Raw genomic sequence first — 18342 nt, 5'->3', positions numbered from 1 at the left:
GTCAATATACCAGCGTCATGAACATCACACAGCACATAGAGCGCGGTTGTCATTTATTTCCCGATAAACCTGCACTGATTTTTGAAGGCACGACTTTTACTTATGCTGAGTTAGATCGGCTAGCTAATCGCGTTGCCAACGGGTTGCGAGAATTGGGCGTTCACCGTAGCGATCGCATTGCCTTATTTTTGCCCAATATTCCCGAATTTATCATCTCCTATTTGGGAATTTTGAAACTGGGCGCGATCGCCGTCTCGCTCAATGCCATGCTCAAAAGCAGTGAAGTCAAGTTTATCCTCGACGATTGCGGTGCTAAGGCTGTGGTGACGACAGCAGATCTGGTGAAAAATATTCCCCAACAAGACTTACCGCAGCTCAAACACGTTCTGATTGCTGAAGGTACGGCTACTGAGGGAACTAGCCTCGCCGAACTGATGGCGAATGCTTCACCCAGCGCCCGTGGGATAGAAATGGATCGCTACGCTCCGGCGGCGATCGTCTATACTTCGGGAACGACGGGGTTTCCTAAAGGAGCTACCCTGTCTCATGGTAATTTAATTTCTAACAGCTACTCGCAACAGCATTGTTGTGGAATGCAGGCTGAGGATCGGATCTTACTCTATCTGCCGCTATTCCATTGTTTCGGGCAAAATGCCGTTTTGAATGCCGGACTTAATGCGTGTGCCACGCTGGTATTACACCGCAATTTCGATCTGACAAAAATCCTGAAGTCTGTCACTGACGAACAAATCACCATGTTTTTTGGCGTGCCGTCAGTCTTTCTTGTTTTGCTGAATATGGATTTGCCTAAAGACCAACTCAAGTCAGTGCGGTTTTTCTTTTCTGGTGCTGCACCCCTCCCAACAGAAGTGGCTCAGAAGTGGTACGACAAGTACGGGCTGGTGGTTCATCAAGGCTACGGTTTAACCGAAACATCGCCCTGCGCCAGCTACAACCACGACTATATCTATAAACCTGGGTCGGTTGGGACGGCGATCGAAAATGTGGAAATGAAAATTGTCAACAATGGCAAAGAAGTCGAGCCAGGGGAGATAGGCGAGATCGCGATTCGGGGTCCCAACGTCATGCTCGGTTACTGGAATCGTCCGTTTGAAACCGCCGAAGCGATTAAAAATGGTTGGTTTTACAGTGGCGATATCGGACGCATGGACGAAGATGGCTTCTTTTACATCGTCGATCGCTCTAAGGACATGATCAACGTGGCTGGGTTTAAGGTGTATCCCACGGAAGTTGAAAACGTCATCTACGAACATCCAGCCGTTGCTGAAGTTGCTGTCTATGGCGTACCCGATTTAGAAAAAAGCGAAATCGTCAAAGCCAACATCATTCTGAAGCCAGATTGTAACGTCACCGAAAAACAGATGATTGCCTTCTGCGCCGAAAGAATGGCAGCTTACAAGATGCCAAAAACGATTAAATTTGTCGATTCCATTCCCAAAAACCCCACAGGCAAAGTGTTGAAGCGGGTTTTGCGCGATGAAGCAGCCAACGAAGCCGCGCTGAAAAAAGGCAATGCTGCTGTAGGGGCGATCGCCAAACCAATTCCTTTAGTCGCTACAACATCAGTGCCTAGTAACGATACAAGCGGCGGCGGCGTACTCAAATCGTTGGGGAATATTTTCAAACGCCGAAATTGATCGACTGAACCGCATTATTGCCATACATCTGTAGGGGCGCACAGCCGTGCGCCCCTACAAGTCGTGTATCTCATCCCATCGCCAACAGCTATTATGAGCCATTCTGCCCAAACAGTTAGATTAGACCAATCCAATTTAGAAGCAGACTATGTAGCACCCCAGAATTCTACCCAAACTCAACTGGTCGAGATCTGGGAACAGCTTTTAGAAATTACGCCCATCAGCATCAGAGACAATTTTTTTGAGATTGGGGGAGATTCGCTACTCGCCGTCCGTCTGTTTGCGCAAATCGAGCAAACATTTGGCAAAAGTCTTTCCCTATCTACCTTGCTCCAGTCGCCGACGGTGGAACAACTAGCAGGCGTTCTCGGTGAAACAACATCACCATCTTGGTCTTCTCTCGTGCCAATTCAACCAAATGGCTCGAAACCACCGTTCTTTTGCGTTCATGGTAATGGCGCAAACGTGCTTGTGTTTAACGAATTAGCTAACCATTTGGGAACGGAACAGCCTTTTTATGGATTGCAAGCACGCGGAGTCGATGGCAAAGAAGCAGCCCTAGATCGAATTGAAGATATGGCGGCTTTCTACATTCAAGAAATGCGTACCGTCCAGCCGCAAGGACCTTACTTTGTAGGCGGCTTTTCTTCTGGAGGCTTGGTGGCGTATGAGATCGCCCAGCAGTTGCACGCAGAAGGCGAGCAAGTCGCTTTTTTAGGCTTGTTTGATACCTTTGTGCCTGGCAGTTTCCCACCAGTATCAAATTCAGAAAGACTGGCGCGTCACTGGCGCAACCTTTTCCGACTGGGAGCCAAATATCCTTTAAAAATGCTCAGAAGTGCATGGCTGAGAGTATACAACAAAAATGTTTGTCGGCTATATCAATTATTCAGAATTAAGTGGCTGAACTGGCCCTACGAACGGAAAAGAAGATATATAGGAATTTGTATCAGGCGTGCAGTAAAAGCTTACGTACCGCAAGTTTACCCAGGTCAGGTAACTTTGTTTCGCGCTAGCGAACCCCCGATGGGTTGGTACTACATGGGACGAGATTTTCCCACACCCGATGATTGGTACGACCGAGATCCGCAATACGGCTGGGGGAACCTTGTCGGAGAATTGGAAAGCCACGACGTTTCCGGTCATCACGGCTCAATGCTCAAAGAACCTCATGTCGCAGGCTTGACCGAGAAATTAAGAGCTAGCTTAGATGCCGCATTAAATACAGCAGAATTGACTGGGAGTAATCATGTTAGTTGATGCTTTGAAATTACCAGCCGAGACGCTGGTAGAAACAGACATTTGTATTATCGGTGCTGGTGCGGCAGGAATCACCCTCGCACGCGAATTGCGCGATCGCAAAGAACAAGTTTGTTTGCTCGAAAGTGGCGGATTCGACTATGAGGAACAGATTCAATCGCTGTATGCGGGAGAGAATACAGGTCTGCCTTATTTTCCCTTGAAAGAAGCGCGGGGGCGCTATTTTGGCGGTTCGACCAATCTCTGGGGCGGTTGGAGTCGTCCAATGGATGAGATTGACTTCGAGCATCGTGCTTGGATGCCCTATAGCGGTTGGTGTTTTCCCAAAGCGGAGCTAGACCCCTACTACGAACGGGCGCAAACTGCTTGTCATTTGGGTCCGTTTGAATACGATTTGGCATACTGGCAAGAGGGATTAGCGCAACAGCAACGGCGACAAGTGCCCTTTTCGACAGACGAGCTGGCTACTTATCTGTGGCAGATTATCCCATCAACACACTTACGCTTTGGCGACGCTTATCGCGCCGAGATCGAGCAGGCGAGTAATATTACTACCTATCTCCACGCTAATGTGCTGGAGATTGAAACCAACGACAGCGCTCAAGCCGTGACGCGGCTGCGGGTAGCAAGCTCCGATGGGAAACAGTTCTCGGTAGCAGCAAAAGTCTTCGTGTTGGCAGCGGGTGGAATTGAAAACCCCCGCTTGTTGTTAGCTTCCAACCGGCTGCAAAGTGGTGGAGTCGGCAACCAATACGATTTGGTGGGCAGATTCTTCATGGAGCATCCCTATTTAATTTCTGGGAAACTACAGCCTTCCCGTCAAATCCCCCTATACACGGGCAGAAATTGTCAGATTGATGAGACATTTGTGGCGACGGCTCTAGGACTATCGAAAGAAGTGCAAGAGCGCGAGCAAATTCTCAACTTCGCCGCGAGACTGATACCTTACGAGGAAGAATGGGTACGAGCCGTGACGCGATTGAAGCGTTTGGGTAAACCGCGCCCGGTAGGACATCAAGCTTTTCCTAAGCTTCAGGAACATAAGGAACACAGGCGGAAGTATTTCCCCAGCATTAAGGAAGGTAACAAGCACAGCAATGACACGACTTTACTTCAAGATCTGACCACGGCGATCGCCAATGTCGATCGGATTGCGGCTAAAGCCTATCAGAAGTTGCTGAAAAAAGGCTCCTCGAAACAGCCGCAATTGTGCGAAACTCACTTAATTGGGGAACAAGCACCGAATCCCGATAGCCGAATCACCCTCAGCCGCGATCGCGATAAATTAGGGATGAATCGCGTCCAGCTTGACTGGCGTTTGAGTCCGATTGACAAGTATACGATTAAGCGATCGCAGCAATTAATTGCGGCAGAATTCGAGCGTTCTGGACTGGGCAAAATGCAAATCGAAATGGGCGACGATGACGCTTCCTGGCGATCGCTGCGCGGTTCATACCACCACATCGGCACAACCCGCATGAGTCACAATCCCAGGGAAGGTGTGGTTGACGAGCATTGTCAAGTGCATGGAATTCACAACTTATATATCGCTGGTAGTTCCGTCTTCCCCACCAGCGGACTCTCCAATCCTACACTCACGATTGTGGCTCTAGCCATTCGGCTAGCAGATCGAATTCAAGAGCAGATGAGTCGTGCTGAAGCCACAGCAGGAGCGATCGGATAACTTGCTCGACCCGCTGTTGTGTCGGCGACTTATTCCATAGGATGAGATCCGCAAGTAGGGGCGCACAGATGTGCGCCCCTACGATTTATGGCGATCTAATGAGAATCGCTATTTAAAGTCGCCTAGCACAAGATTAAACGTCAAACGCAAACTGGGTGCATCTAAAAAGAGTTATGAAACTAAGTGTAATCATTCCCTCTTACAACGAAGCTGGCACTATTTCCGGTCAGCTTGAAGCACTGACAACCCAACAGTGGTATCAACCTTGGGAAATTATTATTTCCGATAACGGTTCGACAGATGAAACAGTCGCGATCGCCGAGCAATATCAGGAAAGATTACCTAACCTACAGATTGTGGACTCATCCGATCGGCAAGGTGCGGCACACGCTAGAAATGTGGGTGCATCTGTGGCTGCGGGTGAGGCATTGGCATTTTGCGATGCCGATGATGAGGTAGCTGCTGGATGGGTATCGGCTATGGGCGAAGCGCTCTCCCAGCACGATTTTGTGGCTGGCAAGCGCGAGTACACAAAACTCAACGAACCTTGGACGCTCACGTATCGCCCGCTGACTCAGGTAGATAAGTTGCTAACTAGCCATCCCCCTTATCTACCCCATGCTTCTAGTAGTAACCTTGGGATCAAGCGCTCGATCCATGAAGCTGTTGGTGGATTTGATGAAACTATGCTCAAAGTGCAAGACACTGACTATTGCTGGAGGGTGCAACTTGCTGGCATAAAACTCCATTTTGTCCCAGAAGCAGTGGTTCATTACCGCTTGCGCGATCGCTTAAGAGCTATCTACCGTCAGGCGCGTCTTGCAGGGGAGTACAACGTGCTGCTGTACAAAAAATACAAAGCGCTAGGGATGCCTAAACTTTCCTGGAAAGCAGGCTTAAAGTCTTGGTGGCGCATATTAAAGCAATCTCCGCAAATTTTTTCTCAGCAAAACCGAATGAAATGGGTGGCACATTTTGCTCGCCGCTGGGGACGCTTGCAAGGTTGTATCAAGTATCAAGTTTTAGCCCTTTAGTTTAAAGGGTAAGGGCGCACATCTGTGTGCCTTTACATATCGAAATAGCATTTTAATTACACGGCAAGCATCTACAAACAAGAATGAAAATCACAAATAAGGCGAAGTTATTTTGGCTTACGTCAGGGGGGCAATCTGCATCGTTCACTTATCTAACCATGCAGAAAAATGAAGGTATGTTACTTTATTCAAAGTCACAGAAATCCACAGCAAATTTATCGTCTAATTCGGACTATTAAAAAACAAAGCCCTAACTCTATAGTCTTGGTTAATCATGACTTTAGTGTGTCTAACTTAGATATAAGAGATGTAGGTAATTATTCGGAAGTTGAAATAATCAAAAGAAATAAATCGGCTGCAAGAGGTAATTCCTCAATTTTAGAAATTTATTTAGATGCAATTAATTGGTTACTCGCTCGTAAATCTGATTTTGATTGGTTAGTTTGTCTTTCCGGTCAAGATTACCCAACTCAACCTATATCTAAAACTGAGGAATTTCTGGCTCAAACTGAATACGATGGCTTTATCCGCTATTACGATCCGCTGGCAGAAAAGTCCGCTTGGAATGAGAAGAGTATTCAGCGATTTTTCAATCAGTATATCCAACTTCCAGAATCAGCCGCTTGGCTGCTAAGAAAGTATTCTGGAAAAATTGAACACTACACACCGCTGATTGTAAAATGGCGATACTCTATGATCGGACTGAAAACAAAAACTCCGTTCAATCGCAATTTTAAATGTTACAGAGGATGGCACTGGAATACTCTTTCTCAAGCCTGTGTCAAGTTTTTAATGAACTACTTGAACGAACATCCTGACATATTGAGGTATTACAAAAGAACGATCGGTCCTGAAGAATCTCTAGTTCAAACTGTGTTAGTCAATAGTCAGCAGTTCAATCTTTGTAATGATGACAAGCGTTATCATGACTATCCTCTAGAACTTGGCGGTTATGCTAGGTTGCTAACTGTTAAAGACTATCCGATCGTCACTAACGGTAATTTTCATTTTGCCAGAAAATTTGATGCCGAGATAGATAGTGAAATCTTGGACTTGCTTGACGCTCAAGCCTTAAATAATTCTCCACTTGCACCCGAACGTATTCAAAAGAGTAACAGTTGTGACTGAATATATGGATCGCAGTTTAACTCAAAATATCTGGACTCAAATTGGCAAAATAAGACAACCAGATAAATTACTCAGCTTTCTCGTAACTATCTGGTCGCGCTTTTGGATGAAATTTGCTGGATTAGGCTATTTCGGGCGATTTGCTACTTGGCTTGCTACCTGGTTCATTCCACCTTACTACGAGCGTCGTCGTTTAGCTCAATACAACTCAAAAGGATATATCGCGCCTAGTGCCACCGTGTATCACTCCCAATTAAAACTCGGCGCTAACGTTTTTATTAGCGATCGCGTTTTGATTTTTGAGGATCGCAATAGTGGTTCAGTTCAGTTAGGCGATCGGGTGCGCCTGCATCAGGATATTTGCATTCAGACGGGGAATGGTGGCAGTTTGCAAATCGGAGAGAATACATCAGTTCAACCCCGCTGCCAGTTTTCAGCCTACAAGTCAGCAATTCAAATTGGCAGCAATGTCTTGATTGCCCCCAATTGTGCTTTCTATCCCTACGATCATGCGATCGCGCCAGATCTGCCGATCGCGAAGCAACCTTTACAAACCAAAGGAGGGATCGCGATCGAAGATGATGTCTGGTTAGGCTTTGGGGTCATCGTTCTAGATGGGGTACGCATTGGTAAGGGTGCTGTCATTGGTGCTGGTGCAGTTGTGACGCAAGATATACCGGAAGGCGCGATCGCTTTGGGCGTGCCTGCCCGTGTCGTGAAACTGCGCAGTAGTTTAGCAGAGTCAAATCTCGTACCCAGCCCCAGCAATTAAAAGATATTCAACCCTAATACTTTTCAGTCAAGACTAGATCCCCCCTAACCCCCCTTAAAAAGGTGGGAACTCTTGCCTCCAAAGAACTCTTGCCCCCTTTTGAAGGGGGTTGGGGGATCGCCAAGCTCTTTGGTCTTGTCCCCAAAGAACTCTTGCCCCCTTTTGAAGGGGGTTGGGGGATCGCCAAGATCTTTGGTCTGACACGTAAATGTATTAGGTCTTGTCTGTGTAGCCGCGAATTTGATTCGCCAAATTAATTATGTTTGTTGATGCTAGGACATTACCAGAAGATACAGTCATTGACAGCGAAGTTTGCATCATCGGTACTGGTCCCGCTGGAACTACGCTGGCACATGAGTTGCGATCGCAGAACTTTCGCGTTTGTTTGCTCGAAAGCGGCGGAACCGAGTTGGATGAAGCCACGCAGTCTCTCTCCCAGGGCAGGATAGTTGAAGAAATTAAACAAAAGCTTGACAGGTCTCGCTGTCGTCAATTTGGTGGCACTGCTAACCGCTGGAGAGATCGCACCGGAGAAAACCACTACAGCGTCAGACTGCTGCCACTAGACAAAATCGATTTTGAACAGCGAGATTGGTTGCCATATAGCGGCTGGTCGTTTGACAAATCTCACCTCGATCCGTTTTACGAACGCGCTCAACACTTATGCCGACTGCGACCCTTCGCTTACCATGCAGAAGACTGGGAAGACGATCGCACTCCACGGCTACCTTTAGCTGAGGGGCGACTTGAAACGACTATGTATCAGTTTGGACCGCGCAACGTCTTCACGCACGAACTCAAAAGCGAAATTGCGCGATCGCCAAACATTACAACTTATCTCAATGCGAATGTTGTCGAGATTGAAACTAACGATACGGCTAAAGCGATAACTCGCGTTCGAGTCGCTTGTTTGTCGGGAAATCAATTTTGGGTAGCCGCCAAAATCTTCGTTCTTGCCACGGGTGGAATTGAAAATGCTCGCTTGTTGCTGCTGTCAAACAAGACTCAAAATGTTGGATTAGGCAACCAAAACGATCTGGTTGGCAGATTTTTTATGGAACATCCAATTTTTCAAATTGGCGTGTTTCGACCGAAAGATAGACAGTTATTTAATTCAACAGCATTATACGATCTCCGCTGGGCAAATAACATTTTAATTATGGGCAAACTGAGTCTGACAGACGCAGTGATGCGCCAGCAGCAATTATTAAATACGAGTCTAATTATCGTACCGAAATCTTTATCATACGAGTCACCTGCCGTCAAGTCTCTGAAACCTTTTCTCTCATCAATACGACGGGGCAAATTGCCAGAGGCGCGATCGCATTTGCAAGTAGCAATTGATGGGATAGATGAAATTAAGTCTCATATTTATAGACGCACTTTTAAAATCGAAGAAACGCCCTATACCATTAGCGAAGGCGGTTGGTCGTACTTTCAAAATAATGAAAAAAGATTTGGTGCGTTTGAAGTTTGGGCGGCTACGGAGCAAATACCGAATCCAGACATTCGAGTCACGCTAGGCGAGGAACGCGATCGCCTGGGACTCAGGAGAATACAACACATCCGCTGGCATTCGAGCGAGCTAGAAATTCAGAGCAACTTGCAGGTAGAAGAAATCCTTAGAGCAGAAATTGCTCAAGCCGATCTCGGTCAGTTTCAGTCATGGCGCGAACTGACCGGACGTACTAAACCCAAGTACTACGGTGGAATGCATCACATGGGAACAACGCGAATGCACGTCGATCCCAAACAAGGTGTGGTCGATGAAAACTGCTGTATTCATGGCATTGCTAATTTGTACGTCGCAGGCAGTTCTGTTTTTCCTACTGGGGGTGCTGCCAATCCAACTCTGACTATTGTTGCTTTAGCAATGCGACTGGCAGATCGGATTAAACATGTGATGAAACTAGATGCGATCGCCATAGGCAACGAGCAGTTGTTGCACGTCCAGTAGCGAACAACAAATACAACTACATTTTTACAAACTAAGCAATTTCATGACGATTGCAAATAATTCAGCATATTACGAGATCGACCCACTCAGCGCATTTTCCGAGCGCGGAGTAGATTATGCCAAGTATCGACCGACTTACCCACCCAACGTCATCGATACTATTTTGAGAGAACTGGGTGAACCATCGCAGCTAGCAGCAGCAGATGTTGGAGCTGGTACGGGTATAGCCTCGCGGTTGCTAGCAGAGCGCGGTATCCACGTCTGGGCGATCGAGCCGAATACTTCAATGCGAACCGCCGCCCAAAATCATCCCTTGGTAAAATTCTGCGATGCTAGCGCCGAACAAACTCATCTCCCAACCGCATCGGTCGATCTAATTACATCTTTTCAGGCTTTTCACTGGTTTAATCCTCAGCCAACCCTAGCAGAGTTTCACCGCATTCTCAAACCATCTGGACGACTGGCGATCGCTTGGAATCAACGAGCAGCAGATGACGAATTTTCTGTAGAGTTCGATCGCCTCGTGAAAGCATCAATGAGCGAGCTACCAACGACCAAGCCGCAAAACTCAGTCGCTCGGATCTTGATGTCGAGTTCGCATTTCGGGCGCGTCCGTCGCCATACTTTTACTTACAAGCACGAGTTAGATTTGGTGGGGACAGTCGGTTACGCGCTCAGTAAATCATTTGTCCCTCAAGAGGGAGCAGCGCATCGACAACTACTTGTGGATTTGCAGGAATTACACGCTCGTTGGGCAGACGAACGCGGCATGGTGAGCTTTGTTTACCATACAACCCTTTATCTTGCTCAGCCGCAGCATGGTTTGAATAAACTACGTAGGCTTTTTTCTAATTGGCTAATAGCTAAATAGCAGGGAGCAGGGAGCAGGGAGCAGAGGGGCAGAGGGGGACAAGGGGGACAAGGGGGACAAGGGGGACAATTCTGGTTCCATCACCCACCAGCCACCAGTCACCAGTCACAATTGAACCCCACACCCTAAACCCTAAACTCCACACCCCATTTATCACGCATATTTGGCGATCGCTCATTCGCAACCAATATCTAGAAATCATATATCTAGAAAGCACATGCACATCAAACTTCCCACGCCAGTTCGCAATTTTCTAGTAGCTACGAGCTTTTGGAAAGAATATTATTTTATCCTGCGCGAGTTCAAGCACTTTCGACAAATTGCAATTCTGGCAGCAGTTTTCACCTTGTCAGCGGCAGTATTGGAGGGCTTTGGAGTTGGGTTTATCTTAGCTGTCTTACATAGCGTACTCAATCCCAACGCCAAACCAATTCAAACTGGGGTGGGCTGGTTTGATGTGTGGATTTTAGCGGTCAATGCTTCTACCAGCGAGCGACTCTTCCGCTCGTCTGCTTTAGTTCTGCTCACAACTCTACTACGGTTGGGCTTGACGTACTTAGGACGGCTTTACGTTTTTACGGCTCAGTATACTTTAGGATATCGGTTAAGCTTGCAAGTTTTCGAGCAGTTGCAAGCACTCAGCTTGAGTTTTTTCACCAAGACCCGTGCGGGAAATTTAGTTAACAGCCTGACGAGCGAAGTCAATCAAATTACGCTGGCTTTTGATGTCCTAGCTACTTTTTTCACGCGGGGTTCGACTCTCATCGCATATACGATCTCCATGTTCATGCTGTCCTGGCAGCTGACGGCAATTACAGCCATGCTGTTCGGCTTGCTATCGGTGGGGATAACCAGTCTATTAGGGCAGATCCGAGAAGCGAGTTTTGCTACCACAAAGGCTCGACGCTGGTATGTTTCAGTAGCGTTGGAATTTATCAATGGAATTCGCACCGTTCAAGCTTTCGCTGCCCAAGACTTCGAGCGCAAGCGATTTCACGATGCGAGTTTGCAACTATTGCAAGCTAGTACTAAATCCAGAGCTGCCCAAGCGTTAGTAGAACCTGTCTCGGAAGGGATAGCTACTTTTATCCTGTTTGGCATTTTGTTCTTAGCATTTGCTGTCTTAATCCCAAACGGACAACTGCAACCAGCAGGTTTGCTGACATTTCTGTTTGTCTTGTTACGTCTAATGCCAATTCGCCGTCAATTAGATGGAGCCAGAGCGAAGTTCAGTAGTTTTCAGGGATCGTTCAGCAATATTAAAGAGCTATTGCGGACTGATAACAAAACGTATTTACGCAATGGCAAACTTCAGTTTTCCAAGTTACAGCGAGCAATTGAGTTTGTGTCTGTAGATTTTGGGTACGACAAGCAACATTCAGTATTGCATAACATCAAGCTGACGATTAACCGTGGTGAGATGACGGCATTAGTTGGATCTTCTGGTGCTGGCAAAACGACGTTGGCAGATTTAATTCCGCGATTTTACGACCCAACCCAAGGACAAATTTTCATTGACGGTATCGATCTGCAAAATTATGACATTAAATCGCTGCGTCGCAAGCTAGCTGTAGTCAGTCAGGATACATTTATCTTCAATGCTTCTGTGCGAGACAATATTGCCTACGCTTTAGAAGAGGTAGACGAAGATGCGGTGTGGGAAGCGGCTCGACTCGCTAACGCACTGGAATTTATCCATAAACTACCTGAAGGCTTTGATACTCAATTGGGAGAACGGGGAGTACGATTATCTGGAGGTCAGCGCCAGCGGTTGGCGATCGCCCGTGCCTTGTTACGCGACCCAGATATTTTGATTTTAGATGAGGCGACAAGTGCTTTAGACTCCGTGTCCGAGCGGCTGATTCAAGAGTCATTAGAAAAGCTATCTCAAGGGCGCACGGTGATTGCGATCGCTCACAGGCTTTCAACTATCGTTCGCGCCGATAAGGTTGTCGTGCTAGAACAAGGACGAATTCTCGAACAAGGAACTTATCAAGAGTTGCTGCAACAGCGCGGCAATCTCTGGAAGTATCACCAAATGCAACATGAAGTCAGTCAGATGAGCTAACACCAGATTTTGGTAATTGGTAATTACCCCATATGCGACTTTTTTCTTAGCCCCCTTTTGAAGGGGGTTGGGGGATCTTCAACTGCACTACTGAAGAAGAGATCCCCCCTGACCCCCCTTATGAAAGGGGGGGACAAGAGAAAGTTGCACCGAAGCGTTACTTGGTAATTGGTAGTTGCTCCCTCAGCTCTCTTTCCCTTACACCCTACACTCTATTTCCACTCAGGACTGAAACAACTGTGTCAACTAACACAAGGGCAATCAAAATTCTACTATATGGAAAATCTTTTCCGGTCAATTATCGTTCTAAGGTCTTAATCGATCTGCTTCAGCGATCGCAATATTGTATTGCTCAATTTAATCCCGACTTTTATTGGACGAGCAACAAGTTCTTAACTCTATTTTCTTGGATCGACTTTTTTATTAAGGCTATCTTTGCCGATGTGATATATTTGCTGCCCAAAAATACCATTTATATCAAAAATGTTCTTTGGGTTGCTAAGCTGCTGCGTAAAAAATTAATCGTAGAAATGCATATCTCGCTTTACGACAATTATGTAAAAGAATACAAGATGATTGAAGTTGACGATCGAAAAGCTAAAACCTTTAAGGAACTCGATATTTTGGCTCTTACTAAATCGGATTATTTGATCCATAGTGCCGATTACGAATTAGTATATTGGGAAAAACTACTCAATATTCAGGTCGATCGCAGTAAGGTTTTTATCGCTCCTAACTGCAATACTTCTACCACGCTACTGCATCAAAGAAGTTTTATGCAGGATGGCGTACTTAGAATTTGCTGGTGGGGAACGTTTATTCCTCTGCACGGCATAGACAAAATTTTGCAAGCAATGCAAACTTTAAAGGAAAAAGAAGTTAAGTTTACTTGCAATTTATTTGGTGTAGACCGACCTATTTTCTCCACTTATGCTGAGAAGATTCAGCAAGCCAATCTTGGAGATTGTGTTTTTCTCAGAAAAGATCTCAACTTTGCTGATGGCTCTTTACCTAAATATTTAGTCGAGAACTGCGATCTAGCATTAGGTATCTTCGGAGATGGAGATGCAGCACGCCATGCTCTCCCAAATAAATTGAATGAAGCTCTTGCTATGAGACTTCCAATTTTAACTATGAATGCTCCTGCCTTGACCGAATTTTTTGACCCTGAAGTAGACTTTTGGACGTGCGAACCTTCGGCTGATTCTATTGTCATGTCAATTTTAAATATTATTCACGGTGTAGCTTATCCTGTGGACTGGGAACAGAGTCGTCAAAAAGTTACAAACACATTCAATGCTGTGCGATATCAAGAAGTCTTGAAACAGGTATTAAGCAAGGCTACTCCTAAGTTGTCACCGAAAGAAACTCAAAATTCTGAAAGTGGAGAATTAACAACTGGTCGGGCTGCACTTAATTAAATTAAGCGTTCGTTTGTCAATGCTTCTTTGCCTCAAATTAAAGAGTTATGTAGTATCTTGAAGCAAAGTTATAGAATTTCTCACCAGCTATTCCAATCATAAATGCGCTGTCAGGCAACGAAAAATTTCAATGGTGAAAAATGTGGATGAGAAGATTAGACAAACTAGAACTCAGTAGAGAGATACAGCATCATGGATTTCGTCAACGATCTGTCTTTATCAAAGTGGCTCCATAGGAAAGAAACTTTAGCCACTAAATTAGTAGAATGGATTCCATTTTCGATTTTAAAAATGCCGATCTATCGCACTATCTTTGCGCGATTAGGTACATCTGCTCAAATTCATCGAGGCGTTCAACTTTTGCGTCCTCATGGGATCGAAATTGGAAACAGAACTACGCTTGAGTCTGGAGTTATCTTAAAAAACGTCGGGAAAACGAGCAAAATCTGGATTGGAGATTCGGTTACCCTTGAGTCTGGCGTTCGCTTAAAAAGCTCCGCTCACAACAGCAGAATTCGGATCGGAGATGGGACATTAATTGAACGTGGAGTTGATATCAAAGTTCATCGTATGGGTACGATTGAGATTGGCGCAAATACTCACATCGGTCCCTATACCTGTTTGTCTGGTAAATCTATCAGCATTGGCAACAACTGTTTGATTGCTTCTCATGGCGGAATTTATGCTGGCAATCATAATTTTTCGGATTGCACTCGTCCCATCAGAGGACAAGGAATTATTTACAAAGAAAAGGGAATTGTCATTGAGGATGATTGCTGGCTGGGTAGTGGAGTCAGAGTTGTTGATGGAGTAACCATTGGTAGAGGAAGTGTCATTGGAGCAGGAGCTGTGGTAACTAAAGATATTCCACCTTACTCTGTGGCAGTGGGTGTACCTGCTAAGGTAATTTCTCAACGACATGATGCTGACAACAAATTGTAGAGATAAAGCACTGCTTTAAATCTCAAGATGAGGACGGAGAGCTCGGGTTTAGTTATAGACATTCATTGCAATTTTTTTTGGAGACATTCATGAAATTTATCGAAACAAAACTCAAAGGCGCATTCATTATTGACTTAGACGAGCGAGTCGATCGTAGAGGTTTTTTTGCTCGAACTTTTTGCATGAAGGAATTTATCGACCACGGATTAAAGCCAACTGTCGCTCAATGTAATTTGTCTTTTAACCACAAAAAAGGCACGCTCAGGGGGATGCACTATCAAACTCCCCCAGCTACAGAAACTAAGTTAGTCCGGTGTACTCAAGGTGCAATTTATGACGTAATTATCGATATGCGTCCTGATTCTCCGACATATTTGTCACATATTGGCGTAGAACTCTCGGCAGAGAATCGCAGAGCTTTATACGTACCGGATTTGTTTGCTCATGGCTATCAAACCCTCACGCCTAATGCTGAAGTCGTGTATCAAGTGAGCGAGTTTTACACTCCAGGTTACGAAAAAGGACTGCGCTACAACGATCCGGCGCTGGCGATTGAGTGGCGCTTACCTGTGACCGAGATTTCGCCTAAAGATGCAACTTGGTCTTTACTATTAGAACCCGTGAGTGTAGGAGTCTAGAGTTGAGCGCGATTAACGGTACTGAAGCTACCGAAATTTTGCGTGGCGATCGCCAAAATGACATCATCAATGGGGCTGGGGGTGACGATACTATTGATGGTGGAGCAGGTAACGATATTCTCATCGGAGGTAAGGGTAAAGACCGTCTGATTGGCGGTGACGGTATCGATACCGTAGACTACAGCCAATCCACCAGGGGGATTGTAGCCGATCTCAATCGAGGTGTTATTTTAGCGCCGATCTACGGAACGTCAGGAACGCCGAGAATTATGCCTCTTGGCGATTCTAAAACCGCAGGCGGACACCGTGTCGAACCGACCCCAGGAGCCTACCGGATTCAGTTGTGGCAAAATTTTGTCGCGGATGGTTTGAGCATAGATTTTGTGGGTTCGCTATCCAATGGACCTAGCAGTCTTGGCGATAAAGACCATGAGGGACATGGCGGGTGGACGACTGATGAGATTTCTGCTTTACTCGACACGGGTATACTCAAGACCTATCAGCCGCACATTATACTACTAACAATTGGCACGAACGATACGGGATCGAGTTCTGTCAATGAAATGTATGGCGATCTGAGCCGCCTGATCGATCGCATTGCGCAACAGTCACCCAACACGCAGATTTTTGTTTCCTCCATTGCACCGATCGATCCAAATGGATCTAAAGGTGTGAAACCAGAAGCAGCAGAAAACGCTGAAGACTTTAACGCTCTGCTTCCTCAACTGGTTAACAATAAAGTTAGCCAAGGTAAAAAAGTCGCTTTTGTAGATGCAGAGGGTAGTTTAACCATTGACGATCTCGGGTCAGATGGCGTTCACCCCAGTTCTCAAGGCTACAAAAAAATTGGGAATAAATGGTATAACGCGATCGTGGAGCGTGACACCATAAGCAGTGTCGAAAACGTTATAGGTACGGCTTATAGGGATAAATTATTAGGCAATGTTAGTAACAACGTCCTAGAAGGTGGTGCAAGTAGGGATATTCTAACTGGAGGTGGGGGTATAGATACCTTTATCTATCGCTCGTCTCATCATGGTAGCGACACCATTACCGATTTTGGTACAGATGACTTTTTTCAATTCTCTGCTGCTAATTTTGGTGGTGGCTTAATTGCAGGTACGCCTTTGAGCTTGACAGAAGCAGCAACAGGTGTTTTTGTCAGCAGCGATAATCCCTTCGCTCTGGGTACAAGCGCCAACTTTCTCTACAATACTGCCACGGGCATCCTGAGTTTTGACCAAGATGGAGTTGGGATTGATGCAGCTATTACCATAGCCAGACTCAGGAGCTTACCTAGTTTGAATTGGCAGCAAATCCAAATTATTGCTTAATTTCGGTAAAACTAAAGCATAACGTGCGGAAATACTCTTCGCCGTGTTGATTCTGTAGCTATCTAGCTGTTACATCTATCTATAGGTGTAATTGTGCGGATAGAACAGTCAACCAGTAAGTGTGGGGAGTAGAGTTTTGCCGGAAATATTTGGTACTAAAACTGCTGACAATTTACAAGGCAATGCCCAGGACAGTATCATCTATGGCTGGGAAGGCGATGACACGCTGGTTGGAGGAACTGGCAATGACATTTTAATTGGTGGTACGGGCAAAGACGCTTTAGATGGTGGCGCGGGGATCGACACGGTTAGTTATTTCAACGCTACCAGTGGTGTTACTGTTGACCTCAATGCAGGCATAGCGACGCGCACAGCCAAGTTAATGCCCCTGGGTGACTCAATTACTTATGGTTTTGTCAGTGATGTCAATCCTGATTCAGGCGGCTATCGCCTGAAGTTGTCGGAGTTATTGCAGGCTAATGGAATTAGTATAGATTTTGTTGGTTCCCTGTCTAATGGACCTACAACTCTCCGCGATAAAGACCATGAAGGACATAGTGGCTGGACGATCGACCAGATCGACGGCAAAGTTAATGAGTGGCTGAACACTGCCCAACCAGATATTGTTCTATTAACAATTGGCACAAATGACACCTACGGAGATTCTGTAGGGCAAATGTCCCAAGAACTGAGCAATTTAATTGACAAAATCGTCCAGTATTCCCCAGATACTTATGTATTTGTAGCCACCATTCCACCAGCCAACAATCAGGAACGGGTACAAAAGATAGCGGAGTACAATGCTGCCATTCCTGGGATTGTAGAGCAAAAGCTAGCAGAGGGCAAAAAAGTTAAGTTCGTCGATATGAGTTCTCTGACGACGGACGATATTTCTAGACCTCCAGATGATAACGGGCTGCATCCTACTACGACGGGTTACAGTAAGATTGCTAGTTTATGGTACGAAGCCCTACAAGATTTAGGTATAAGCCAAGGCACGTTCGCTATCGATCGCGACACGCTCGTTAATATCGAATACATTGACGGCTCTAGCTACAATGACACGCTGATCGGGAATGCGGTGGGAAATGCGATCGCGGGTGACGCTGGGGCGGATGTGCTAACTGGTGGCGGTGGGAGAGATGTCTTCGTGTATCGCTCCTATACAGATGGCGGCGATACGATTACTGACTTTAACGCCACCGACGATTTAATTCAATTCTCTGCTAGCGGTTTCGGTGGTGGTTTAACAGCTGGGGTAATGTTAAGTTTGACTGCTGCTGCTACTGGCACGTTTGTTAGTGGTAACAATCCCCAATCTCTCGGCAATAATGCTAACTTTTTATACGATACCGCTACGGGGATATTGAGTTTTGATGTGGATGGCATTGGTGCGAACTCAGCTGTCACCATAGCTCAGTTCAGCGGCTTGCCTAACCTAAATCCAACTCAAATTAGTATAGTGGCGTAATTGAGGCGATCGCTGAGTAAAACTCTTACAGGAGGGGCTTTTTGTCCCTCTTTCGCTTTTCTATCCTTAACGATGCTAGAGCATTAAAGTTAGATGATCTCGGA

At 45.9% G+C, this 18342-nt stretch carries 14 protein-coding genes; all 14 read left to right on the top strand.

Annotated features, from left to right (window positions below):
* Nucleotides 1–17: 17 nt before the first annotated feature.
* The 14 genes from CHRO_RS03515 (at nt 18) to CHRO_RS29415 (ending at nt 18238) form a co-directional block, all read left to right on the top strand.
* Nucleotides 18–1658 carry a class I adenylate-forming enzyme family protein gene (locus tag CHRO_RS03515; protein WP_015152808.1) on the top strand — a complete coding sequence of 547 codons (1641 nt, stop codon included), beginning with the start codon at nt 18–20 and terminating at the stop codon, nt 1656–1658.
* Between the two features lie 93 nt (nt 1659–1751).
* Nucleotides 1752–2918 (top strand): thioesterase domain-containing protein, encoded by a 1167-nt coding sequence (locus CHRO_RS03510; protein ID WP_015152807.1) that lies wholly within the window; start codon nt 1752–1754, stop codon nt 2916–2918.
* Complete coding sequence (locus CHRO_RS03505) at nt 2908–4602, top strand: FAD-dependent oxidoreductase (protein WP_015152806.1); 1695 nt, start codon at nt 2908–2910, stop codon at nt 4600–4602. Before CHRO_RS03510 ends, CHRO_RS03505 begins: the two co-directional genes overlap by 11 nt.
* A gap of 173 nt (nt 4603–4775) precedes the next feature.
* Nucleotides 4776–5636: a glycosyltransferase family 2 protein gene (locus CHRO_RS03500; RefSeq protein WP_015152805.1), complete on the top strand. Its 861-nt coding sequence runs from the start codon at nt 4776–4778 to the stop codon at nt 5634–5636.
* 285 nt (nt 5637–5921) lie between these two features.
* Nucleotides 5922–6764, top strand: a complete 843-nt coding sequence (locus CHRO_RS03495) for a beta-1,6-N-acetylglucosaminyltransferase (RefSeq protein WP_219336072.1) — start codon at nt 5922–5924, stop codon at nt 6762–6764.
* Nucleotides 6765–6768: 4 nt separating this feature from the next.
* On the top strand, nt 6769–7536 hold the full coding sequence (locus CHRO_RS34170; RefSeq protein ID WP_015152803.1) for an acyltransferase: 768 nt from the start codon (nt 6769–6771) through the stop codon (nt 7534–7536).
* A 259-nt stretch (nt 7537–7795) separates the two neighbouring features.
* The gene (locus tag CHRO_RS03485) at nt 7796–9493 is read left to right on the top strand and encodes a GMC oxidoreductase (RefSeq protein WP_015152802.1); all 1698 of its coding nucleotides are present in this window, start codon (nt 7796–7798) and stop codon (nt 9491–9493) included.
* Between the two features lie 43 nt (nt 9494–9536).
* On the top strand, nt 9537–10364 hold the full coding sequence (locus CHRO_RS03480) for a class I SAM-dependent methyltransferase (protein WP_015152801.1): 828 nt from the start codon (nt 9537–9539) through the stop codon (nt 10362–10364).
* Nucleotides 10365–10581: 217 nt separating this feature from the next.
* Nucleotides 10582–12432, top strand: a complete 1851-nt coding sequence (hepA, locus tag CHRO_RS03475; RefSeq protein ID WP_015152800.1) for a heterocyst formation ABC transporter subunit HepA — start codon at nt 10582–10584, stop codon at nt 12430–12432.
* A gap of 239 nt (nt 12433–12671) precedes the next feature.
* Entirely contained in the window at nt 12672–13853 is a 1182-nt protein-coding gene (locus CHRO_RS03470; RefSeq protein ID WP_015152799.1) for a glycosyltransferase, read from the top strand.
* Nucleotides 13854–14045: 192 nt separating this feature from the next.
* The gene (locus tag CHRO_RS34165) at nt 14046–14795 is read left to right on the top strand and encodes an acyltransferase (RefSeq protein WP_015152798.1); all 750 of its coding nucleotides are present in this window, start codon (nt 14046–14048) and stop codon (nt 14793–14795) included.
* Nucleotides 14796–14884: 89 nt separating this feature from the next.
* On the top strand, nt 14885–15433 hold the full coding sequence (gene rfbC / locus CHRO_RS03460; protein WP_015152797.1) for a dTDP-4-dehydrorhamnose 3,5-epimerase: 549 nt from the start codon (nt 14885–14887) through the stop codon (nt 15431–15433).
* Nucleotides 15434–15435: 2 nt separating this feature from the next.
* Nucleotides 15436–16767: a GDSL-type esterase/lipase family protein gene (locus CHRO_RS29420; protein ID WP_015152796.1), complete on the top strand. Its 1332-nt coding sequence runs from the start codon at nt 15436–15438 to the stop codon at nt 16765–16767.
* 121 nt (nt 16768–16888) lie between these two features.
* On the top strand, nt 16889–18238 hold the full coding sequence (locus CHRO_RS29415) for a GDSL-type esterase/lipase family protein (protein WP_015152795.1): 1350 nt from the start codon (nt 16889–16891) through the stop codon (nt 18236–18238).
* Nucleotides 18239–18342 lie beyond the last annotated feature (104 nt).

Source organism: Chroococcidiopsis thermalis PCC 7203, from assembly GCF_000317125.1.
Lineage (GTDB): Bacteria > Cyanobacteriota > Cyanobacteriia > Cyanobacteriales > Chroococcidiopsidaceae > Chroococcidiopsis > Chroococcidiopsis thermalis.
This window is presented reverse-complemented; position numbering and strand designations above follow the sequence as displayed.